Origin of the sequence: Prevotella sp. oral taxon 475 (assembly GCF_018127805.1) — a bacterium.
In the GTDB taxonomy this organism is placed as follows: domain Bacteria; phylum Bacteroidota; class Bacteroidia; order Bacteroidales; family Bacteroidaceae; genus Prevotella.
In genome coordinates this window covers 2487201-2510796 of record NZ_CP072334.1, presented here as the reverse complement: position 1 = coordinate 2510796, position 23596 = coordinate 2487201, and the positions used below count along the sequence as shown (strand labels likewise).

The window sequence follows — 23596 nt, the reverse complement described above, 5'->3', positions numbered from 1 at the left end:
TGTTTGGCGGAAGGCCTTCGGTTGGTTGATGAAGGGACTATGGGGCATTTCCGGCCGTGATGGTGTGAGCAGAAAGACGCCGCGGACAGAGATGGCTGTGCGCAAGGAAATCGTTTTTAGACTTAAAAAAGGCAATATGATGCATATCAACAAGAAGTGGGCGGTGGCGTTTTCGGTAGTGGTTCTGGCTTGTTCGGCTTATGCCGGGAGCGTAAAAGAGTCGGTGGCACAGAACGATACGACGGCCCAGACGACCAAAACAGACAGTGCGGGCGCGAAAAAAGCACCTGCTGTCGAGGCGAAGAAAAAGGAAAACGAGTATGAAAAATTGATGAAAGACAGCGGAACGGTGGTGAAAGGTTTGTTCACCGTTCGGCATATCAAAGATAAATGGTATTTCGAGGTGCCCGATTCGCTCATCGGTCGTTATCTCTTGGCTGTGACCCGCTTTGCCAGTGTGCCGCAAGGTTTCGGCGTTTTCAGTGGAGAGAAGGTGAACGATGAGACCGTCTACTTCGAGAAACGCGACGAGAAGACGATGCTGCTCAGGGCTTTCGTGCGCACACAAGAGGCCAATTCGAACGACCGCATTTACCAAACGCTCAAGCAAAGCACGGCCGATCCTATCGTGGCAGCCTTTCCTGTCATCGGTAAAAACCCTCATCCGGGGATGAATCTCATTGATGTGACCTCGTTTTTTGTGCGAGACAACAACATCGTCGGCATCAATAAACGGATTGCAACCAAAGCTAAGTTGAGCGGACAACAGACCGATCGCACCTTTGTAGACACCATCAAGACTTATCCGATCAATGTGGAGGTGATGACGACACGCACCTATGGTGCCACGATTGGTACGTCACGGGCATCGGGCACGGGGAGTTTGACGCTCGCTCTGAATACTTCTATCGTCGTGTTGCCCAAAGAACCGATGCGAAGAAGACTGTGGGACGAGCGCGTAGGCTATTTCACAACGCCTCTGACGCTCTTCTCCGACCGGCAACACAAAAGTCAACGCGAGTTGTTTATCTCGCGTTACCGACTGGTTCCGAAAGATGTCAAGAGGTATTTGCGCGGTGAACTGGTGGAGCCCGTTCAACCTATTGTCTATTATATCGACCCGGCCACGCCCAAGAAGTGGGTGCCCTATCTGATAAAAGGTATCAATGACTGGAACGTTGCTTTCGAAGCGGCCGGCTTTAAGAATGCTATCGTGGGCAAAGAGTGGCCCAACGACCCGACCATGAGCCTGGACGACGCTCGCTATTGCGTGCTGCGCTACTTGCCTTCGGAGGCCGAGAATGCTTACGGACCTCATGTAAAAGATCCTCGTAGCGGCGAAATCATCGAGAGTCACATCTGTTGGTATCACAATGTGATGAACCTTTTGACGAAGTGGTACATGACGCAGTGCGGTCCATTGGACAGACGTGCGCAGCAAATGGACTTCGATGAGAAGCTGATGGGGCAGCTGATCCGTTTTGTTTCCTCGCACGAGGTGGGCCATACTTTGGGCCTTCGTCACAATATGGGCGCCAGTCACGCTACGCCTGTTGAGAAACTACGCGATAAGGCTTGGGTGGAGAAACACGGACACACGGCTTCGATCATGGATTATGCCCGATTCAACTACGTGGCTCAGCCCGAAGACCACATCGGAGAGCAAGGTCTCTTCCCCCGAATCAACGACTACGACAAGTGGGCCATTAAGTGGGGCTATCAGTATCGACCTGAATTTAAAGATGAGTTTGAGGAGAAAGAGAAGCTCATGACCGAGACGACGGCTATCCTTTCGCAAAATCCGCGCTTGTGGTTCGGCGGCGAAGGCAAGAACGAAGACCCGCGTGCGCAAACCGAAGACTTGGGCGACGACAATGTAAAAGCCAGCGACTATGGGGTGAAAAACCTCAAACGTGTGGTGGCTGGCTTGCCCGTGTGGACGCAACAAACCAACGGACGGTACGATCATCTTAGAGAAATGTATGCCAACGTTCGTCAACAGTTTACCCGTTACATGCGGCATGTGATGAAAAACTTAGGCGGACGATACCTCAACAACCTGCCTGGACGAGCTCCTTACGAGATAGCACCGGCCAAGAAGCAGAAGGAGGCTCTCGAATATCTGGGCCGACAGGTGTTCGATGCTCCGCTTTGGCTCTACCCCATGGCGATAACGGAGAAGACGGGCATTGATGTTCAGGGCGAACTCAACACACTTCAGAAGTCGGTTTTGGACGTAACGATGACGGCTGCCATGCTCAATACTATTTATAACGACTCGCAACGCTCGGCAAAGGCCTATCGTTTGCCCGACTATCTGAATGATCTCTTTGCGCAAGTATGGACTTCTGCCAATGCGGCCGACGAGATGAAGAACATCACGCGGCGAGCTTTACAACGGCAGTATGTGGAGAATCTGAATCGATTGCTCAACCCAACGGAGAAAGATAAGGCAGGTCGCAGTGCTGCGGCTTATAACAGCGACGCGTTGCTTTATGTGGCTGCGCATCTTGATAAGCTGGAGAATTATTTGAAAGGGCAGATGTCTGCGGCTTCGGGAATTCAGGCTTTGCACATCAAAGACTTATTGCAGCAGATCCAACTGATTAAAGACAGAAGAACAAAGGTGAACTGAGGGAATTTAGACGTGAAGGAGTTGAGGAGTGAAAGGAGTGAAGACACATCCTTCACTCTTTGACTCCTCAGTTCATTTTCCCTAACAGCAAAACAGCAAGAAGATGGTTCTCAATTATATTTGGATTTCTTTTTTCATCATTGCCTTTGTTGTAGCATTGTTCAGACTCGTGCTGATGGGCGACGCAACGGTATTTCCCGCGATGATGGACGGCACCTTCGAAATGTCGAAAAAGGCCTTTGAAATCTCCATCGGACTAACGGGCATCCTCTCGCTTTGGCTCGGAGTGATGAAAATAGGCGAACGAGGAGGCGTGATCAACGCCCTGGCCCGAGGATTAAGTCCGGTTTTCTCGCGATTGTTCCCCGATGTTCCGAAGGGTCATCCCGTAACGGGCAGTATCTTTATGAACATCGCAGCCAATATGTTAGGCCTGGATAACGCCGCCACGCCTTTGGGACTGAAAGCCATGGAGCAGCTGCAAACCCTCAATCGGAAGAAAGATACGGCCAGCAACCCGATGATCATGTTCCTGGTTCTCAACACATCGGGTCTCACATTGATACCGGTCAGCATCATGGCCTATCGTGCACAGTTGGGTGCAGAACAACCTACCGACATCTTTATTCCCATCTTGTTGGCCACATTTTTCTCCACTTTGGCCGGTATTGTGGTGACTTCGATTTATCAGAAAATCAACCTTCTCAACCTCAAAGTGCTCTTCGCGTTGTTGGGAGCCTGTGCGATGGTGAGTGCCATCATCTGGGGATTCGGCCAGATGGACAAGCAGCAGATCAACCTTTTCAGCACCAGCGTGGCCAATATCCTACTGATGAGCATCATCGTGGCCTTTATTCTGGCGGGCGTATGGCGGCGTATCAACGTCTACGACACCTTTATCGAGGGGGCGAAAGAGGGTTTTCAGACGGCCGTTCGCATCATTCCCTATCTCGTGGCGATACTCGTAGGCGTGGCCGTTTTTCGTGCATCGGGCGCGATGGACCTCGTGGTGGGCGGCATTCGCTGGGCGGTGGCCGTCTGCGGAGGTAGCACCGACTTCGTGGAAGCTTTGCCCACGGCCTTGATGAAACCGCTTTCCGGAGCCGGCGCACGGGGCATTATGATCGACACCATGACCACATACGGGGCCGATTCTTTTGTAGGTCGACTCAGTTGCATCTTCCAAGGCAGCACCGACACAACGTTTTATGTGTTGGCTGTCTACTTCGGCAGTGTGGGAATACGCCACACTCGCCATGCCGTGGCTTGCGGACTGCTGGCCGATCTGGCCGGTGTGGTGGCGGCTATCGGCATCTGTTATCTCTTCTTTGCTTAGCAACCAACACGTGAATCATGATGGTCAACGCAGTAAAATCGACAGACCGATGGGCAAGAGCTAAGCTTTCGGCGTGCAAAAGCTAAGAAAACGCCTTCCAAAAGCTAAGAAAATGGCTTGCAAAAGCTAAGCTTTTGAAATGTAGTTTGTAAGAAACTGATAATCAGAGAGATAGGTGCGGTGTTCGATTTCCTTATTCTGCAACCGCCGATCCTCCCTTTTCAACCCTTATCCTGCAACAATGGCAAACTTAAAATCACTGGCGAAAGATACCGCCATCTATGGAATGAGTAGCATTATAGGCAGATTCCTCAACTATCTGCTCGTTCCGCTCTACACCGATGCTCTCACAGCGGCCAGTGGCGGCTATGGCGTCATCACCAATATCTATGCCTACACGGCGTTGCTGCTCGTTGTTCTGACCTATGGAATGGAGACTACGTTCTTCCGTTTTGCCAATAAGAGCGGCGAAAACCCCACGAAGGTCTATTCCACCATTCTGCTTTCGGTGGGGACCACGTCGATAGTGTTCGTCGTTTTGGTGCTGTTGTTCCTCTCGCCGCTCTCTTCGGCGATGGGCTACGGCAGTCATCCGTCTTACGTTTGGGTCATGGCGATGGTGGTTGCCATAGATGCTTTTCAGTGTATTCCCTTTGCTTATCTGCGTTATCAGAAAAGACCGATGAAGTTTGCAGCCCTCAAACTGCTCTTTATCGTGCTCAACATTGCGCTCAACCTGTTGTTTTTCCTCGTCTTTCCGGCTCTTTACAGGAGTTATCCCGAGGTGATCGGACGGGTTTACGACCCTTCTGTCGGCGCAGGATATGCCTTTTACATCAACTTGGCTTGCACGGCTACCATCACTTTCTTCTTTTATAAGGAGCTGACGGGCTTCCGATACGTCTTCGACAGGCAGCTTCTGCGGCGTATGCTCTCGTATAGCATGCCTATCTTGATACTCGGAATCGCCGGTATCTTGAATCAAACGGCCGACAAAATCCTCTTTCCCTATATCTACAAAGGGGACGATGCGCATGCACAATTGGGCATTTATGGGGCTGCCAGCAAGATTGCGATGATCATGGCGATGATTACTCAGGCTTTCCGTTATGCTTATGAACCTTTCGTTTTCAGTAAGGCCAAAGACCAAGATAACCGGGAAACTTATGCTAAAGCAATGAAGTATTTTATCATCTTTACGCTGTTGGCTTTCTTGGTGGTGGTGGGATATATGGACATCTTGCGTCATATCATCGGTCGCGACTATTGGGACGGACTGCGAGTGGTGCCTATCGTGATGGCGGCCGAACTGATGATGGGCGTGTATTTCAATCTCTCGTTCTGGTATAAACTCATCGATAAAACTATCTGGGGGGCCTATTTCTCGGGCATCGGCTGTGCGGTGCTCGTGGCAGTGAACCTTCTTTTTGTGCCACGTTATGGCTATATGGCTTGCGCTTGGGCCGGATTCGCCGGCTATGCAACGGCTATGGTGCTGAGTTATGTGGTGGGTCAGCGTAAATATCCCATTGCTTATCCGTTGAAGAGCATCGCTGTTTATGTGGCGATCGCTGCCTTTTTCTATTTCCTGATGGGCTATACCAATCGACATTTGTCCACCCTTTGGGCACTCGTAGCTAACACGGCACTCATCCTTTTGTTCGTGGCGCATTTTGTGAAATGGGATCTGAGGAGGAGGAATTGAAGAAGATATTTTTAGGAGTGAAAGAAGTGGAGGAGTGAAAGGAGTGAAGACAAATCCAGGAGTGAAAGAAGTGAAGGAGTGAAAGGAGTGAAGACAAATCCAGGAGTGAAAGAAGTGGAGGAGTGGAAGGAGTGAAGACAAATCCAGGAGTGAAAGGAGTGGAGGAGTGAAAGGAATGAAGACAAATCCAGGAGTGAAAGAAGTGGAGGAGTGGAAGGAGTGAAGACAAATCCAGGAGTGAAAGAAGTGGAGGAGTGAAAGAAGTCAAGACATGAGCTTCTTCTGTATGATGGAGCATGACAACTCAAACAATAAGACATACGTCTTTACTCCTTTCACTCCTTCACTCCTTTCACTCCTCAAAGAAATCATAACCAATTACATACGTCTTTACTCCTTTCACTCTTTTACTCCTTTCACTCCTCAAAGAAATCATAACCAATTACATATGAAAAAATCGACATTACTCATTGCCGCCCTCATGACATTCGGTACCGTTAAGGCCGATGAGGGCATGTGGACGTTGTACAATCTGCCGCAAGCAGTGTACCGACAGATGCAAAGCGAAGGCTTCTTGTTGCCCTATCGCGACCTTTATGAGAGCAAAGACGCTATTAAAAACGCCGTGGTTAACTTCTCTGGATATTGCTCTGGAGTAGTTGTTTCGCCCGACGGACTCGTCTTTACCAATCATCATTGCGGCTTCGAAGCCATCCGAAGCCACTCTACCGTAGAGCACGATTATATGTTGAACGGGTTCTTTGCCAAAACCTTGGCCGACGAACTGCCCAACAAAGATATGTTTGTGAGCTTTATGCGCGAGCAGAAAGATGTCACCCCGCAGCTCGAAAGTTTAGGATATAGCCGCTGCGGAAAGGACCAACAGGCGGCGATGGTCGACTCTTTGCAGCGTGCGCTCACCGATTCTGTTAGGCAAATCGACCCTACGCTGCACGTAGACATCGACCCTTTCTACGAAGGAAACCGGCATTACGCCACCGTCTACCAAGATTTCACCGACCTGCGACTGGTCTTCACCGTGCCCAAATCGATGGGAAAGTTCGGCGGAGAGACCGATAACTGGATGTGGCCACGCCAAACTTGCGACTTCTCCGTGTTTAGAATCTATGCCGATCCCAAGACAAACGGTCCCGCAGCTTACTCGAAAGACAACGTGCCCTACCACCCGCAGCACTGGGCACGCCCATCACTTGAGGGCTATCAGGTCGGCTCTTTCGCCATGACCATGGGCTATCCGGGCAGCACCAGCCGCTATATCTCGAGTTATGGCATTGTCGAACGGCGCGACGCAGAGAACACTCCGCGTGCCCAAGTGCGAGGAGTGAAGCAGGAAGTGATGCGCCGATACATGCGTGCCAGCGAGGCTGTGCGCATCAAATACGACTCGAAGTTTGCCCAAAGTGCCAACTATTGGAAAAACTCTATCGGTATGAACAAATGTATCGACTCGATAGGCATCATTCAACAGAAGCGCGATTACGAGGCACGGCTCCGTCAATGGCAAGACTCTACAGGTTTTCTCAAGGGCCAACTCAGTTTTCCGCTGCTCGAAAAGCTCTATGCCCGCCGGCAGGAGCGGGTGCGAACGATGATGTATTGGCGCGAAACCTTCCGCCGAACCAATGAGTTCTCTACCCGTGCCATGCAACTTGCCACGGGCATGGAGGTGAAAGGACCGAAGAAAAACGCAGCTAAAAAATATCATTCTTTTGCCGACAATAGCAACGAATGGGACGCTGCGCTCGACCGTGAGGTGCTTTCTGTCCTTCTCAAGAACTACCGTGAGCATGTCGATGCCCGCTATCTGCCTAAATTCTACACCACTATCGACACCCGTTTCGAGGGCGACTACACCCGCTTTGTCGACTATCTCTACACCCGTTCGCTGCTCATGAAGAAGGGGGCGAAGCTCTATTACAACACCAAAGCCTACAAAGCCGATCCCGGTGTGCGTTTCGGACAAGACGTGATGGATGTTTTCTATGATCTCAACGAGGGAATGGGGGCCATCAACGATTCCATCGAGACACAAGAACGCTATCTCTGTGCGGCTAAATTGCGGATGGAAGCCGACCTGCCTCACTACTCCGACGCCAACTTTACCATGCGTCTGAGCTACGGACAGGTGAAGGAATTCGAGCTCGGCGGCAAGCCCTCGGGCTATTATACCACCCCCGAGAGTATCGTCGAGAAGATGAATCGCGCGGCACACATCACCGACTACGAGGCCGAACCCATCATGAAAGAACTGCTCTCGGCCCGCGATTTCGGTCGATATACCGACAAAACAACGGGTCAAATGCATCTCTGCTTCCTCACCAACAACGACATCACCGGCGGAAACAGCGGTTCGCCCATGTTCAACGGTAAGGGCGAACTCATCGGTTTGGCTTTCGACGGCAATTGGGACAGCCTCTCGAGCGACATCAACTTCGACGCCCGACTGGCTCGTTGCATCGGTGTCGACATTCGTTTCGTGCTCTTCATGATGGACAAATGGGGCCATGCCCACCGTCTGTTGCGCGAGATGGGACTCTAAACAAGTATTTTCCCTCCGTCCTCAAAGGGTTTGTGCGGCGGCAGATACCGCCCGTTTCGCTCCTGCTTAGCGGACGAACGTATGCAGCTTGGCAAGCCCTTGAAATACAGGTGGTTATAAAAGATATTTTAAAAGCTAAGAGATGGCACAGCCATCTCTTAGCTTTTGCATTGCATTTTCTTAGCTTTTGGGATGTGAAAGCTAAGCTTTTGTCGGAGCCTTGATCGAATGTTCGTTTCCCCTTTCGCAGAAACGGCGGAACGAAGACTATTTCTTGGGGCGGCGTCTGGCCCATCCCTCTTCCGAGAAATCGGGCTCCTCGCCTTTCAGTTTCGGCGTGTTGTGCTGGAAAAACTGTCGCCAGTCGCCCGTGTTGGCCTCTTCTTCCAAGCTGCGTTGTTGGCGTTTGCCACGCTTGCCGTTGCTTTCGGTGTTCGGTTTTCCCTTAAAAACGTCGTAACGCCCGGTCTTTCTGCCGCCTTTTCCACCACCGTAGGCACGGCCATGGCCGGGCTCATCGGCATGGTTGCAGCGCACATCGCGCCCTTTGTATTGGGTTCCGTCGATGGCACGAATCACCTTTTGCGCGTCGGTCTCGGGCACTTCGATATACGAAAACTTGCCCAGCAAATCGATGTGACCCACCTCTTGCCGGCCGTGCACATGGCGATTGATGAACTGCATCACCTCGCCGGGATAAAAACCGTCGTCTTTTCCGAGGTTGATAAAGAGGCGACAATAGCCCGCTTCGGCCTTTCGCTGTCCTCTTGTGCCCCGTTCCGTACGCCCGCCGCGCTCCGATCTGCCCGCGTTTCGTTCGCTTCGCTTGCCCGAAGGCTTTTCGATTTCGGGCGCATTGGCATAATAATCGAGAAAACGACCAAAGGTCATGCTCACAATCTTTTTGATCAGGTCTTCCTTATCGATGTATTCAAAGTGGCGATTGATTTCCTCCAGGAAGGGCGCAATGTCTTCTTCGTTGACGTCTACCTTGAGAATCTCGTCCATCACCTTGTAAAGCTGTTTGCTGCAGATCTCTTTTGCCGAGGGCAACGTGCCGTCTACGAACTCTTTTTGGATGATTTTCTCGATGGCTTTCACCTTCGAGCGTTCGCGGGTATGGATGATGGAGATCGACGTTCCTTTCTTTCCGGCGCGCCCGGTACGGCCGCTTCGATGGGTGTAGCTCTCGATGTCGTCGGGCAAACCATAGTTGATGACGTGCGTCAGGTCGTCGACGTCGAGCCCACGGGCCGCTACATCGGTGGCAACAAGGAACTGCACGTTGTGATTACGGAACTTCTGCATCGTGAGGTCTCGCTGTTGCTGACTCAAATCGCCGTGAAGGGCTTCTGCATTGTAGCCATCTCGAATCAGTTTGTCGGCAATCTCTTGCGTCTCTACCTTCGTTCGGCAGAAGATAATGGCGAAAATGCGCGGGTAGAAGTCGACCAGGCGTTTCAAAGCCAGGTATTTGTCCTTCGCATTCACCATATAATAGATGTGGTTCACCTTCTCTGCACCCTCGTTCCGGCTGCCGACGACAATCTCTTTGTAGTCGTGCAGATAGCTCTTGGCAATCTTTTCGATTTCTCTACTCATGGTGGCCGAGAACAAGAGCGTGTTCCTTTCGGCGGGAACACCTTCGAAAATGGCGTTGATACTTTCGGTAAAGCCCATGTTGAGCATCTCGTCTGCCTCGTCGAGCACCACGTTATTCACGGCATCGAGCTGTGCTACGCCGCGCTTCATCAAGTCGATGAGGCGTCCCGGAGTAGCAACGATGATCTGTGCACCCTTTCTGAGTTGGCGGATTTGCATCTCGATGGAAGCTCCTCCGTAAACGGGCACGACGTGTAAACCCTGGATATACTTGGAAAAGTCGGCCAGGTCGTCGGCGATTTGCAGGCAAAGTTCGCGCGTCGGACTTAAAATCAAAGCTTGTGTTTGTTTGCTCTGGGGATCTGTTTTTTGCAGTACGGGTATGCCATAAGCGGCGGTCTTGCCCGTTCCTGTTTGCGCCAGAGCGATGACATCGTTACCATTTCCCAACAGATAGGGGATTACTTCTTCCTGAACTGGCATGGGCTGCTCGAAGCCCAGCTCTTCAATGGCGCGGCAAATCTGCTCGCTCACGCCCAATTCTTCAAATGTCTTCAAATGTTTTGTTGCGTTTATGAGTTTCCCCGCTTGCCGTTTGCGTATCGAAACAACCTGTGCGCTCACCGGTTTTGTTCTTGCAAGCTGCCCGTTTGCGGGGCTGTTTGCTTGCCAACTTGCACAGAAACTCTGTCTATTATCACTCGTTCAACCATTCGTTGCCACCCAGCCATAACAGACAACGCCTTCGTTTGAACGCTGCAAAGGTAGTGAAAATAAATGAGTTAACGACTGTTGAGGCCGTCTTTTTGTGCTTTCGCACAATAAAACCCCTCTTTCGGTGGTGTCGAAAGAGGGGGATCGGGTGGGGATGGAAGCCCAATTGTATGAGTGTGAAAGGTCTTTTTCGACATCATTGTCGACCGATGCCCGCACAGTAGCTTGTGCGTTGCGGGGCAAAGGATGGCAGACGGTCTGTTGGAAGCAGACTATCGGTTGAGCTCGAGTTGTATGGTTTGACCCTGTTGAAGGGTCATCTGACCGTCATAAAGCACTCTTGCGCGGTCGATCGACTCGCCCTCCAAGGCCTTGTAGACCTGCAAACGATGGCTACCCGACGTGAATCGACGGGCTTTAAAGTCCACATCGTACACGCAAATGCAGTCGAGTAGCTCGCTGCCTGGCAGGTAGTTGGGGCGTAGAATCAATCTGATGTTCCCCGAAATCATACGCGCTTCTACCGAAAAGCGGTCGACTCCGCAGAGATCCGTTACGTTTTCGAAGCGTCCTTTCAAAACTCCGTCTGTTGCTAAGGTCAGACTGAGTGTGGCCTTTGTTTGCTCAACAGCTTCGTAATACTCGGGTCGGCTGTCTGCTTTCGAGGCATTTCGTTTACAGTCCGAGCGTGAAACATCATACACTTGCGGGGCGTCAAGCACTGCGTTTTCGGAAGAACAGGCCGAGAAACCTAACAGGCTCATCAGCACATACAGCATTTTTCTCTTCATCATGATGGTTTTATTCGTTAAAAAATGGTCATTATGGTTGGCCGAAAGGGAGCGGATGCTTTTGCATGTGGTCGCGTTCCGGCACTTTAAACGTTTTCTTTTTTGCGCAGTTGATCGATCAGAGCGTAGGTGCCTGCAAGGCTTTCCAAGCCGAATAGACCCGTATCTTCGCGCCTTTTCTCTACCATTTCGGCAAAGGTTTTTATCTCTGTGAGGAATCCTTGTGTATAGATGGAGTTGTTGCGGACGGTCGGAATGAAACTGTTTGGGCTGTATAGACAGCGGGTAGAGCTGTTGGTAAAGACCTTTTCCAAAGGAATCCCAAACGGAGAAGGCTGCTTTGGGCAGAAATTCAGCTGTTCGAGATTGTGCAAAGTATAACGTCCGCCATTGGTATTGATGTCCAATTGCTCTTCAGATTGTGCCCAAGAGTAGGCCGTAGACAGTTCGATGATACCCGTCACTCGTTGATGTTGCAGGAGAATGAACCACGTCTGCCCGCCGTTTTTGAGTTGGATGGACTCGGAAGCCTTGATCGTTGCCGGTCCGAAGAGAAAGGAAACGTAATCGAGTGGATGAATCATCAGGTCGAGCAAAGCATCACCTTCGGGGTAGAGCCCTGTGAGATAGCGATAATGATAGTGGTAAGCGGCGTCTTTCTTCAGTTGTTTTCGCAGGATGTGCGTTGCCGGAGCAAAACGTCGTTGCAGGCCCACGATGATGGGTTGTTCGCCATATTGCTTTCTCTTTTCGAGCAATGCCGAGAGCTGTGCACCGTCTTTGCAGGGTGGTTTTTCGATGAAAAGAGCTTTACCGGCTTCGATCATGCTGCCTGCAATATCGAAATGTGCCTGCGGATGGGTGGCTACAAAGACACCCGAAACAGCCCTATCGTTCAAGATTTCGGGAAGAGAGACGGTTCCTTTTACGCCTGGATACTTTCTCGTGATGAAGTTTGCTTTCTGCTTAGACGTGCAACAAACATACTTTAAAGGCAATTGCAGATGGTGGATGACGGGCAAGAGATTCTCGATGCAATGGTTTCCTAACCCCACAAGAGCATATGAGTGTGTGTAGCAGTCGGTCAAAACGGAGTTGCTGCGACGATTTTTATATCGGGTGATGAGGCTCTTCAAATAGTTCATCGTGTGAATGTTGAAGCGGTTATACTTTTGATATGGCGGCGATAGGTGGTGTGGCGACAGTTCGTCCATTGATATTTGCCGTAGAAAAGCTCGATCAATCGTTTGGGAAACATCTTTTCGAGGTTTCGCAAAAGGATGATGTCGTATTTCCGATGGTAGTTGATCCAGCAGTTGTTGCAGGTGTTCGAATAGCGGCATTGCGTCTTACGAGTTGGGCGAGAGTTGAAAATCTCGTCCAATGTGTTATGATGAATGTTGCCCAAGATCACATCTAAGTTTTGGCATAATGGCACATCGCCATTGGAGTGCACCACCAACTCACTGAAAATGCTGTGACAACGCAGTTGCAGTCGTTGGTTTTTCCACTCGTCATACAGAGCCACAAAGTCGTAGTTCTCCTTTGTTTGATGGATGCCGGGCGGTATTTTCGAAAGAAAATCGTTGTCGTTCGTCTCCATCAGGCCCTTTGTTGTGTCGAAGAAAGACATCGTACTGTAGATGCCGATACGCACATCGATCCCGTATTTTTGGGCTATCTCGATGACGTGTGTCATGTCTTCGAACGTGTTCCAGGGAGAAAGACAGAACATCAACGATACCGGCAAGCGTGTTTTACAGGCCTCGATCACCTGCATCACCTTGTCGTATCCATCTCTGCCGCGCATATATAAATAGGTGTCCCGCTTGCCATCGAGAGACACATACAGATGTTTGGGGCGATGGCGTTTCACGGCAGCGATCACCTTTTCTACGGCCAGAGCGTTGGTAAGCAGCGTGTAGTTGGGGTGATGCGTGTCGAACCATTGCATGATTTCGTCGGCCTCGGGATGCAGAACAAACTCTCCGCCCTCCAGTCCCACGACTGTTTGAGGGGTGATACATCGGCTGTTCATCAGTTGGATAATGTCGTTCAGAGTTAAATGGACGGTTGGTTTCTTCCAAATGGAGCAGTGTTGGCAACGCGACTGACAGCTGGTGGTAGAATAGATCATCAGCGAAGTGAGTTTCTTATGCCGTTTTCGCAGGATGTTGTTGACAAATATCAGTCCGTTATATAGATAGTCTTGTAGGTTGTACATCGTCTTTTCGTTGATTCGTCTCTATGGATAAAGAGGCGAAATCGAGGAAAAGACTGCAAGGAAAGAGAGGGAAAAGGAGGGATATGAGACGGATAGCTCTCCCTTATCTTAGGCATTTACCTTCAGGCTAAATTTTGTAATGCTGTTCAAATGCAGAGAGTGTAAGAATACAACATTTACCAACGTGTTCCACTATCAGTAAATCCTCATCTCCAGTTAATAGAAAGTGGGCGTTAGATACGAGAGCTAATTCGAGTAGGAAATCATCTTTGGGGTCGCGGCAATAGCGATTGACTCTCGGAGGTTCATGGTATTCGGAGCGTCTTCGTATAAAATAAAGTAAATGTTGATAATCTTTCTCCGTGAAATATTTGCGGAATTTAGGACGCTGCACAACATTCATGATTTCAGATTCCAATTGTTCTGACATGACAATTTTGATGGAATGGTTTCGGAACAGTTTCTCCAAACGATCTGAAGAAGAACCTCCCATCAAGAAACTAATCCATAAATTCGTGTCAATAACGACTTTCATTTCGCAGTTTTCTTACTGAATTGCTCCCTCCTCACCATTTCGCATTCACGGTTGATCTCCTCTTGGGTAATGTTTTCTACGTGAAAGACGGTCAGCAGTTTGTCGATATCTGCGTTCAAGTCTTCTTGTGCGTATGCCGCATGGCGTTCTTTACCCAACTGTTTAATATAGTTGATGGCCTTTTTCAGTAAAATTGCGTCGTCAGAGATGTAGCTCAATTGTCGTTGCAATTCATTGTTCAATTGAAGAGTTGTCATCTTTACTCCTTTCTTTGATTCCTTTTTGGCAAATATACGACATTTTTCCAACATTTCCAAATGTGTATTTAGGAAAGCGGAAAATCTCGTCACCACGTGAGTCGGAGCCCGAACGGAACGCCGAACGTGAAGGGATGTGCCGTGCGATAGGTCTCGATGGTGCTGCCGTTTCGGAAGTAATAGCCGGCATTGGGCTCGATGTAGAAGCTGAAGGGCCTGAAAAGCCGATACTGAAGGCCTACGCCCAGGCCCACCGACCATTGGAAACGAGGCCGGAGCGTGTTTCTAAAGCTGCTGATCGAGTCGCTGCCGGTGATGTATTTCGTTTGCAACGAACCGCTGACGGGCAGTTCGAGCGTCACGCCGCCTGTGGCATAAGCCATGAAACGGCCTTTTTCCCAGATGCGATAGGTGAGCCGAAGCGGAATGCCGATATACGAGATGCGTTGCGTTTTGAGGATGGCGGTGTGGTGGAATTGGCTCGTTCGTTCCGATTTTAGCAGCGTATAGGTCACACCTGTACCGAAAATCCAATGCGCATCGAGCTGTTTGTTGAGCGACAAGCCAAGTCCTCGAGGCCGATGATGCCGCACATCTTCGCCCAAACCCTTGTTGCCGGAAGAGAAATAGGTGCCTATCCGGGCGAGCCGAACGCGCTCCGCCGAGTCCATCAAAGCCTCGTTGCGGGTCATATAGTCTTTGTATTCCTCCCAAGTGTGGATCTTCGAGGCTGCACCCCCTTTGGCATAGTCTATCACCGAGAGATAATTCTCGTTGGATAAGCCCGCACCCGTCGTCGCATTTGACGAAGAACCGAGGTTGAACGTCCAGGGATAGCGTTTCTTTCGGTGGATTTCTGCACCCGCGTTGGCCGTTCTGTCGTCCCGGTGGGGCAGCGAAGGCAACAGTAGGAGCGAGTCTGTAGTTGTCGGGTGCACAGCGATGAGCTGTTGTATGGCATCAGAATGGGCCATGGCGGGGCGTATGTCTGCTCCCGCATCGAGCACTTTGATCCGCGTATCGGTGGCAGAATCGGTATGATGTTCTCCTTTAGCGGCCCTATACAACCCTTGGTGAGAGGGAGCTTGAACCTGGAAATCGGTTGTTCTCGCCGTTTTCCCTCCTTCTTTGAGGTCTGTTTTCTGTCGTTTGTTGGGAGGCCGATTCACGGTCGCAGGTCTGTTTTCCGAAAGGCGTTCTTCCTTGTTGGTTGTGAAAAAATAGACCCACAGCGGTGCAGATGCCAGCAAAAGCAGCAACCAAAGGTGGCGCAGCATGCCGCGAAGCATCTTCTTTGCTCTGAACAACTGCGAAGACGAACTGTGAGGAGCTATGCCCAGCAACTGCCCAATCTCCTTGTGCGATAGTTCGTCGAGCACCGATAGCTTGAAAATCTCTCGGCTTCCCTTGGGCAGAGCCTCGATAGCGGCCAACAGCGTGTCCAAGTCTGCGATAGGGTCGTCCTCTGAGGGCTCGCCGTAAGAGGGTTCTTCCGGGAGTACATCCAGCGATTCTGTCGGTCGCGAAGAACTTTGCAGATGGTGCAGACATAGATTCCGCACAATGGTAGACATCCATCCCTCCAGTCGGGCATCGTCTTTGAGGGTGCCTATCGAGGCGAATATCAGAATGAAAGCATCGTGAAGCAGGTCTTCGGCCACGCTTTCGTCTTTTACATAGCGGCGGCATATCCCCATCAAGCGGTGGGAATATGCCGCATATAGTTCTCCGAGAGCCTTCCGGTCGCCCTGTCTGCATGCGTCTATATTCATCGTTTTTCGAGCAAAGAGATGTCCTCTTTTACTTAAAGGGAGAAACATGAGGCGAAAAGACTGCACGAATTCCTGTTTTTTTTGTTTATGATGCCCCGCACCCGACGAGAATTCGCCCTGCCAGAGGCGTGGATCAGTGGTTTCGGTTCTATCTGCAAAGGTAAGAAAAGGAGTGGTGTTGCAGAGCTTTTCTGCCTGATTTCCTTGAAAAATGGGATGAGAGGCGACGGTGACAGTAAGAAATCGGGTGGAGAAAAAGAACAAGAAGGGAAGGCTCTTTTTGCTTTTGGAAAAGGGCGTTGGAAGGTTCTGACCATCAGACGCTTACAAAACGGATTTCCAACTCTTAGCTTTTGGCTCGCATTCTCTTAGCTTTTGCATTGCGTTTTCTTAGCTTTTGGAGGGTGTTTTCTTAGCTTTCGTATGGCGAGGATGCAGAGACCGAAAGTCAGGAAGGGAAAGAAGAGCTTCGTAGAACGCGCCGGTTTTGTTCGGAAAGATCGCCTTTCTTGTCGCTTTTCCGCACGTTTCCATCTTTATATATAATAAGGTAAATAGGCTAAAGAAAAGAGAGTGATTTGTGTTTAAATGTTAAAATAGCAAAGGTGGGGCAAGTTTTTGATTGAAATATTTGGCGGGTGATAAAGAAAGACATACCTTTGCATCCGCTTTCGGGTTATTTTTTAGCTTTGGGAGTGTATTGAAAAGAGTTCATTGAAAGTATTGATAGACAGTAGTAGTACAAGAGCGGGTGACGCCTTTTTGGGTGTTACTTTATATGGACGATGAGACCTGGGTGCTTGATAGCACTTTAGATAAAGCGATGTGAGCTGTAAAGCTTTTTTATTGTTTTATAGGTATAGTCCAATCGGGAAATGCATTTTAAATGCGAACGTCATTTTTACAATGGAGAGTTTGATCCTGGCTCAGGATGAACGCTAGCTACAGGCTTAACACATGCAAGTCGCGGGGCAGCATGTTGGTTGCTTGCAACCGATGATGGCGACCGGCGCACGGGTGAGTAACGCGTATCCAACCTACCTATTACCACGGGATAACCCGGCGAAAGTCGGACTAATACCGTATGTGGTCTTCGATTGGCATCAGCAGTAGACTAAAGGTTTTGCGGTAATAGATGGGGATGCGTCCGATTAGTTAGTTGGCGGGGTAACGGCCCACCAAGACATCGATCGGTAGGGGTTCTGAGAGGAAGGTCCCCCACACTGGAACTGAGACACGGTCCAGACTCCTACGGGAGGCAGCAGTGAGGAATATTGGTCAATGGGCGTAAGCCTGAACCAGCCAAGTAGCGTGCAGGATGACGGCCCTATGGGTTGTAAACTGCTTTTATGCAAGAATAAATTAGCCTACGTGTGGGTTATTGCAGGTATTGCATGAATAAGGACCGGCTAATTCCGTGCCAGCAGCCGCGGTAATACGGAAGGTCCGGGCGTTATCCGGATTTATTGGGTTTAAAGGGAGCGTAGGCGGCCTTTTAAGCGTGTTGTGAAATTCAGTTGCTCAACATCTGACTTGCAGCGCGAACTGGGGGGCTTGAGTATGCTGAAGGTAGGCGGAATTCGTGGTGTAGCGGTGAAATGCTTAGATATCACGAAGAACTCCGATTGCGAAGGCAGCTTACTGCAGCTTAACTGACGCTGATGCTCGAAAGCGTGGGTATCGAACAGGATTAGATACCCTGGTAGTCCACGCGGTAAACGATGGATGCTCGTTGTTGGTATATATATATCAGTGACCAAGTGAAAACGTTAAGCATCCCACCTGGGGAGTACGCCGGCAACGGTGAAACTCAAAGGAATTGACGGGGGCCCGCACAAGCGGAGGAACATGTGGTTTAATTCGATGATACGCGAGGAACCTTACCCGGGCTTGAACTGCAGCGGAACGATTCAGAGATGATGAGGTCCTTCGGGACTGCTGCGGAGGTGCTGCATGGTTGTCGTCAGCTCGTGCCGTGAGGTGTCGGCTTAAGTGCCATAACGAGCGCAACCCCTTTTTATAGTTGCCATCGGGTAATGCCGGGCACTCTGTAGATACTGCCGCCGCAAGGTGTGAGGAAGGCGGGGATGACGTCAAATCAGCACGGCCCTTACGTCCGGGGCTACACACGTGTTACAATGGCGCGTACAGCGAGTTGGTGTTATGTGAGTAGCATCTAATCCTGAAAGCGCGCCTCAGTTCGGACTGGGGTCTGCAACCCGACCCCACGAAGCTGGATTCGCTAGTAATCGCGCATCAGCCATGGCGCGGTGAATACGTTCCCGGGCCTTGTACACACCGCCCGTCAAGCCATGAAAGCCGGGGGCGCCTGAAGTCCGTGACCGCAAGGGTCGGCCTAGGGTGAAACCGGTGATTGGGGCTAAGTCGTAACAAGGTAGCCGTACCGGAAGGTGCGGCTGGAACACCTCCTTTCTGGATGGGCTTACCTTCATCTTTTTTGAGATGGTTATGGGTTTTGTTTGTTCTTAGCTCTTGTGCCTCTACTATTGTCTTTCTTTCCCGATAGGTTCCTCAGAGTCTTTAGGTTATAGATTTTGTTAAGCCTCCTGAGTCCTATAGCTCAGTTGGTTAGAGCGCCACACTGATAATGTGGAGGTCGGCAGTTCAAGTCTGCCTGGGACTACATCTGATTTGATAGAGTGATGTTTGAGGGTGGTAAGTTTACCTGAGCGTATACCTTTTATATGTAGGAGGTAAGTGAAGGAACCTTGGATTAGGAATCCCTATTTTTAGGGGGATTAGCTCAGCTGGCTAGAGCACCTGCTTTGCAAGCAGGGGGTCAACGGTTCGAATCCGTTATTCTCCACTTTGCGATGTGTATATATCGCATGAGTTCTTTGGCATATTGATACAAGCAAGACTGCATGAATAGACGAGGCAAATGATTGCCTATAATAGATGATGTAGCTGAAGTATGGGTATCTATCTTGATTTTATTTAAGGTAGTACTTTTTAAAGAAGCGAGATAAGGGCGCATGGCGGATGCCTAGGCTCACAGAGGCGATGAAGGACGTGATAAGCTGCGATAAGCTGCGTGTAGGTGCAAATAGCCATTGATACGCAGATTTCCGAATGGGACAACCCACCTGTTAGAAGGACAGGTATCACTGCAAAGGTAGTGAGGCAAACCGGGGGAACTGAAACATCTTAGTACCCCGAGGAAAAGAAAATAATTAAATGATTCCCTTAGTAGTGGCGAGCGAAGTGGGAAAAGCCCAAACCGGTGTTGTATTTTTGCAATGCCGGGGTAGTAGGACCGCGTTGTTGTACTTATTTGTTGAGAAGAACTCTTTGGAAAGAGAGATCATAGAGGGTGATAATCCCGTATTCGAAGACAATTAAGACATAGCGGTATCCTGAGTAGCGCGGGACACGAGAAATCCTGTGTGAATCTGCCGGGACCATCCGGTAAGGCTAAATACTCCTGTGAGACCGATAGTGAAATAGTACCGTGAGGGAAAGGTGAAAAGCACCCCAATGAGGGGAGTGAAATAGTTCCTGAAACCATGCGCCTACAAGCGGTCGGAGCTGCTTTTAGCAGTGACGGCGTGCCTTTTGCATAATGAACCTACGAGTTACCGTTACCAGCAAGGTTAAGAGTCATGAGACTTGAATCCGTAGTGGAAGCGAGCCTGAATAGGGCGTTTAAGTTGGTAGTGGTAGACGCGAAACCAAGTGATCTACACATGTCCAGGATGAAGTCCCGGTAACGCGGGATGGAGGTCCGAACGGATAAGCGTTGAAAAGCTTCCCGATGAGATGTGTGTAGGAGTGAAAGGCCAATCAAACTTGGAGATAGCTCGTACTCCCCGAAAGGCATTTAGGTGCCGCGTGCAGTGTTCTCCTCAGGAGGTAGAGCGACCGATAGGTCAAGAGGGCTTCACCGCCTATCGCGACCTGACGAACTCCGAATGCCTGTGGACAGAAGCTGTGCAGTAAGGGGGCGGGTGCTAAGGTCCGTCCCCGAGAGGAGAAGAATCCGGACCGCCGTCTAAGGTCCCGAAGTTTTGCCTAAGTTAGTCTAACGAAGTATGTTCCCGGTGACAGCCAGGATGTTGGCTTGGAAGCAGCCATTCATTCAAAGAGTGCGTAACAGCTCACTGGTCGAGGGGACGTGCATGGATAATAATCGGGTATAAGGCAAACACCGAAGACGCGGGATAGTAATGTAAATTAAAAGTATCGGTAGGGGAGCATTCCATGTGCGTAGAATGCGAGGGGTGACCCTTTCTGGAGCGCATGGAAAAGCAAATGTAGGTATAAGTAACGATAAGGAGGGTAAGATTCCCTCCCGCCGTAAGACTAAGGTTTCCCGGGCAATGTCAATCACCCCGGGGTTAGTCGGGCCCTAAGGCTCAGCCGAACGGCGAAGCCGATGGCAGATGCGGTTAATATTCCGCAACTACCTCAGGGAGCGACGCGGAGACGGAGGCGTGACACCACCGCGGAGCGACGGACTGCTCCGTTGAAGGACGTAGATGTAGAGGAAGGCAGGCAAATCCACCTTCCGAGTTGAACTCCGAAAGTATGCCCTTCCCTTCGGGGAAAGGCAATAGCGTGGGTAATCAAACTCCCGAGAAAATCCGCTAAGCATCATCTCTGTGGTACCCGTACCGTAAACGGACACACGTAGTCGAGTAGAATATACTCAGGCGTTGGGAGATTCATGGTTAAGGAACTAGGCAAATTGACCCCGTAACTTCGGGATAAGGGGTCCTCATAGCAATATGAGGCGCAGAGAATAGGTCCAGGCAACTGTTTAACAAAAACACAGGGCTGTGCGAACTCGAAAGATGAAGTATACAGCCTGACACCTGCCCGGTGCCGGAAGGTTAAGAGGAGATGTCACCAGCAATGGGAAGCATTGAATTGAAGCCCCGGTAAACGGCGGCCGTAACTATAACGGTCCTAAGGTAGCGAAATTCCTTGTCGGGTAAGTTCCGACCTGCACGAATGGTGTAATGATCCGGACACTGTCTCAACCATGATCCCAGTGAAATTGTAGTATCGGTGAAGATGCCGATTACCCGCGATGGGACGAAAAGACCCCGTGAACCTTTACTGCATCTTAGCGTTGACCTTGGCCATCCGATGTGTAGGATAGGCCGGAGGCTTTGAAGCATGGGCGCCAGCCTGTGTGGAGCCATCCTTGAAATACGGCCCTTTGGCTGTCCGAGGTCTAACCCGCTTATTGTGGGGACATCGCTTGGTGGGCAGTTTGACTGGGGTGGTCGCCTCCAAAAGCGTAACGGAGGCTTCCAAAGGTACCCTCAGGTCGATTGGTAACCGACCTCATAGAGTGCAATGGCAAAAGGGTGCTTGACTGGGAGGCAGACATGCCGATCAGGCAGGAAACTGGGGCATAGTGATCCGGCGGATGTGTATGGAAACTCCGTCGCTCAAAGGATAAAAGGTACTCCGGGGATAACAGGCTGATCCCCCCCAAGAGCTCACATCGACGGGGTGGTTTGGCACCTCGATGTCGGCTCGTCACATCCTGGGGCTGGAGAAGGTCCCAAGGGTTGGGCTGTTCGCCCATTAAAGTGGCACGCGAGCTGGGTTCAGAACGTCGTGAGACAGTTCGGTCTCTATCTATCGTGGGCGTTGGAGCTTTGCGTGGCTCTGTCACTAGTACGAGAGGACCGTGATGGACAGACCTCCGGTCTACCGGTTGTGCCGCCAGGTGCACCGCCGGGTAGCCGAGTCTGGATCGGATAAGCACTGAAAGCATCTAAGTGCGAAGCCGGCCGCAAGATAAGAGCTCCTCATCAGGGCCGTTCAAGACGAGGACGTCGATAGGGCACAGGTGTAAAGGCGGCGACGCCAAAGCCGAGTGCTACTAATTGCCCGAAAGCTTCTTTTCTACCCCATCCTCCGCCACATCAGAAATTGTGTATTTCGTCATCCCTGATGGATGCCGAATGGCATGAGAGAGGCAATCGTTAATATAGCATCTCGATGAAGACTCATGCATCTTAGCTTGTACAATGCGCCAACCCCTTTTGGGTGGCTATTGCGGCGGTGTTCCACCTCTTCCCATTCCGAACAGAGCAGTTAAGCCCGCTTGCGCCGATGGTACTGCAATGCAATGCGGGAGAGTAGGAGGCCGCCCCCTTTCAAAAACCCTCCTTGGAGGATGCCCCCTGAAGCGGGAGCATCCTCCTTTTTTAGTTGACAAGGAGATAAGTTAACGAGTTGACAAGGAGCAGTGAGATGCCAAGACAAAGAAAACGCATGATAAAAGCTAAGAAAACGGCGTGCAAAAGCTAAGGAAACGCAATGCAAAAGCTAAGGAAATGAAAGGTGCTTTGTAGAGATCTGAAAATCAGAAGAGTTGATAGAGAAATGACGACATCGAGTTGCTGAGTGGCTCAAAACCGCCGCGGAGACCAAATTGATGGAATTGAGCGACTCAGTAACACCACGGAGAACAATTTGATGCAATTGAGCGACGCAATAACACCACGGAGAGCAAATTGGTGCAATTGAGCGACTCAGTAACGCCGCGGAGAGTAATTTGATGAAATTGAGTGACTCAGTAACGCCACGGAGAACAAATTGGTGGAATTGAGTGGCTCAATAACACTTGTGAAGTAGAAGTGAAAAGGCCGAGTAAAAACCTCTATGTGATGATGAGTGGTAAGAGGAAGACATCCAAAGTGCTCGTTTAGGAGGATAAACCGTTCTCCAAGCAACTGTAGATGCATCGCCCACTTGAAACTTATCTCGAACTACATAAAATATAGGAAGCCCGTGGGGTTAATCGCGGGAAATGCGTTATATTTGCATAGATTTTAGAACAGTAACTTGGCTGCAAGCATTCGACTAATGACCGAGAAGGATTTTCGTACCTATTTCCGCGATTTGTATCCGCAACTGGCCCGTTATGCTGCCCGACTCTTGGGCGATAGCGATGTGGACGACGTGCTGCAAGGCTCGTTTCTCGAGTTGTGGAACAGGAGAACGGATATTTTGGAACCAGCGCATGTCAAGTCGTTTGTCTATCGAAGCGTCTATACGCATGCACTGAATGTGATTAAACACAGGCAAGTGGTGCGGAAATATTCGGATGCAGTGATTGAGATGGAGAACAGGCGGCTTGACAGTCTCGATCCCAACAATAGCGAGGTGTTGCAGAAACTCAGGAATGACGAACTTCAACAGCGAATCAATTTAGCCATCAACGAGTTGCCGCCCAAGAGTAGGCAGGTGTTTGTGATGAGCTATTTGCACGGACTGAAGAATAAGGAAATTGCAGAAGTGATGAACGTTTCGGTGCGAACGGTGGATGCACATATTTATAATGCCCTCAGACAATTGCGCTCGAAGTTGGATAAGAACAGTATACTCGGCCTCTTGATGGGCATTATGCTGGTGTTGTGTGATGGTCTGTTGCTTTGGTTGTAGTAGGATTTGATGAGAGAAGGATCATCTTTTTCTAAGT

12 protein-coding genes, 2 tRNA genes and 3 rRNA genes are annotated in these 23596 nt (G+C 50.2%); 10 read left to right on the top strand and 7 right to left on the bottom strand.

What is annotated here, in order from left to right:
- Nucleotides 1–139: 139 nt before the first annotated feature.
- From J5A66_RS09980 to J5A66_RS09965, 4 genes are all read left to right on the top strand, one after another.
- Nucleotides 140–2635 (top strand): zinc-dependent metalloprotease, encoded by a 2496-nt coding sequence (locus J5A66_RS09980; protein ID WP_211791510.1) that lies wholly within the window; start codon nucleotides 140–142, stop codon nucleotides 2633–2635.
- 103 nt (nucleotides 2636–2738) lie between these two features.
- Entirely contained in the window at nucleotides 2739–3971 is a 1233-nt protein-coding gene (locus tag J5A66_RS09975) for a nucleoside recognition domain-containing protein (protein WP_211790437.1), read from the top strand.
- A 241-nt stretch (nucleotides 3972–4212) separates the two neighbouring features.
- The gene (locus J5A66_RS09970; RefSeq protein ID WP_211790436.1) at nucleotides 4213–5676 is read left to right on the top strand and encodes a lipopolysaccharide biosynthesis protein; all 1464 of its coding nucleotides are present in this window, start codon (nucleotides 4213–4215) and stop codon (nucleotides 5674–5676) included.
- Between the two features lie 448 nt (nucleotides 5677–6124).
- Nucleotides 6125–8236, top strand: coding sequence for a S46 family peptidase (locus J5A66_RS09965; protein ID WP_211790435.1), 2112 nt, complete (start codon nucleotides 6125–6127; stop codon nucleotides 8234–8236).
- Nucleotides 8237–8503: 267 nt separating this feature from the next.
- On the opposite strand, the gene J5A66_RS09960 is transcribed toward J5A66_RS09965, so the two are convergent.
- From J5A66_RS09960 to J5A66_RS09930, 7 genes are all read right to left on the bottom strand, one after another.
- Nucleotides 8504–10396, bottom strand: coding sequence for a DEAD/DEAH box helicase (locus J5A66_RS09960; RefSeq protein ID WP_211790434.1), 1893 nt, complete (start codon nucleotides 10394–10396; stop codon nucleotides 8504–8506).
- 428 nt (nucleotides 10397–10824) lie between these two features.
- Nucleotides 10825–11346 carry a hypothetical protein gene (locus J5A66_RS09955; protein WP_211790433.1) on the bottom strand — a complete coding sequence of 174 codons (522 nt, stop codon included), beginning with the start codon at nucleotides 11344–11346 and terminating at the stop codon, nucleotides 10825–10827.
- Between the two features lie 83 nt (nucleotides 11347–11429).
- Complete coding sequence (locus J5A66_RS09950) at nucleotides 11430–12488, bottom strand: Gfo/Idh/MocA family protein (protein WP_211790432.1); 1059 nt, start codon at nucleotides 12486–12488, stop codon at nucleotides 11430–11432.
- Nucleotides 12485–13567, bottom strand: a complete 1083-nt coding sequence (locus J5A66_RS09945; protein WP_211790431.1) for a radical SAM/SPASM domain-containing protein — start codon at nucleotides 13565–13567, stop codon at nucleotides 12485–12487. Before J5A66_RS09945 ends, J5A66_RS09950 begins: the two co-directional genes overlap by 4 nt.
- Nucleotides 13568–13694: 127 nt before the next feature.
- Nucleotides 13695–14102: a putative toxin-antitoxin system toxin component, PIN family gene (locus tag J5A66_RS09940; RefSeq protein ID WP_211790430.1), complete on the bottom strand. Its 408-nt coding sequence runs from the start codon at nucleotides 14100–14102 to the stop codon at nucleotides 13695–13697.
- Nucleotides 14099–14359: a hypothetical protein gene (locus J5A66_RS09935; protein WP_211790429.1), complete on the bottom strand. Its 261-nt coding sequence runs from the start codon at nucleotides 14357–14359 to the stop codon at nucleotides 14099–14101. Before J5A66_RS09935 ends, J5A66_RS09940 begins: the two co-directional genes overlap by 4 nt.
- An 89-nt stretch (nucleotides 14360–14448) precedes the next feature.
- Nucleotides 14449–16131 carry a sigma-70 family RNA polymerase sigma factor gene (locus J5A66_RS09930; RefSeq protein ID WP_211790428.1) on the bottom strand — a complete coding sequence of 561 codons (1683 nt, stop codon included), beginning with the start codon at nucleotides 16129–16131 and terminating at the stop codon, nucleotides 14449–14451.
- Nucleotides 16132–17034: 903 nt separating this feature from the next.
- Between J5A66_RS09930 and J5A66_RS09925 the strand changes: the two genes are divergently transcribed.
- The 6 genes from J5A66_RS09925 to J5A66_RS09900 all read left to right on the top strand — a co-directional run bounded on the left by J5A66_RS09925 (nucleotide 17035) and on the right by J5A66_RS09900 (nucleotide 23559).
- Nucleotides 17035–18564: ribosomal RNA gene (locus J5A66_RS09925) — 16S ribosomal RNA — on the top strand.
- Nucleotides 18565–18701: 137 nt separating this feature from the next.
- A tRNA-Ile gene (locus J5A66_RS09920) sits at nucleotides 18702–18775 on the top strand.
- Nucleotides 18776–18884: 109 nt separating this feature from the next.
- Nucleotides 18885–18958 (top strand) — tRNA-Ala (locus J5A66_RS09915).
- 148 nt (nucleotides 18959–19106) lie between these two features.
- Nucleotides 19107–22015 (top strand): 23S ribosomal RNA (locus J5A66_RS09910).
- Between the two features lie 139 nt (nucleotides 22016–22154).
- A 5S ribosomal RNA gene (gene rrf, locus J5A66_RS09905) occupies nucleotides 22155–22267 on the top strand.
- Together the 16S, 23S and 5S rRNA genes with 2 tRNA genes alongside form the textbook arrangement of a ribosomal RNA operon.
- Nucleotides 22268–22959: 692 nt before the next feature.
- A complete protein-coding gene (locus J5A66_RS09900) occupies nucleotides 22960–23559 on the top strand; it encodes an RNA polymerase sigma-70 factor (RefSeq protein ID WP_249109967.1) in 600 nt (199 codons plus the stop codon).
- Nucleotides 23560–23596: the final 37 nt, after the last annotated feature.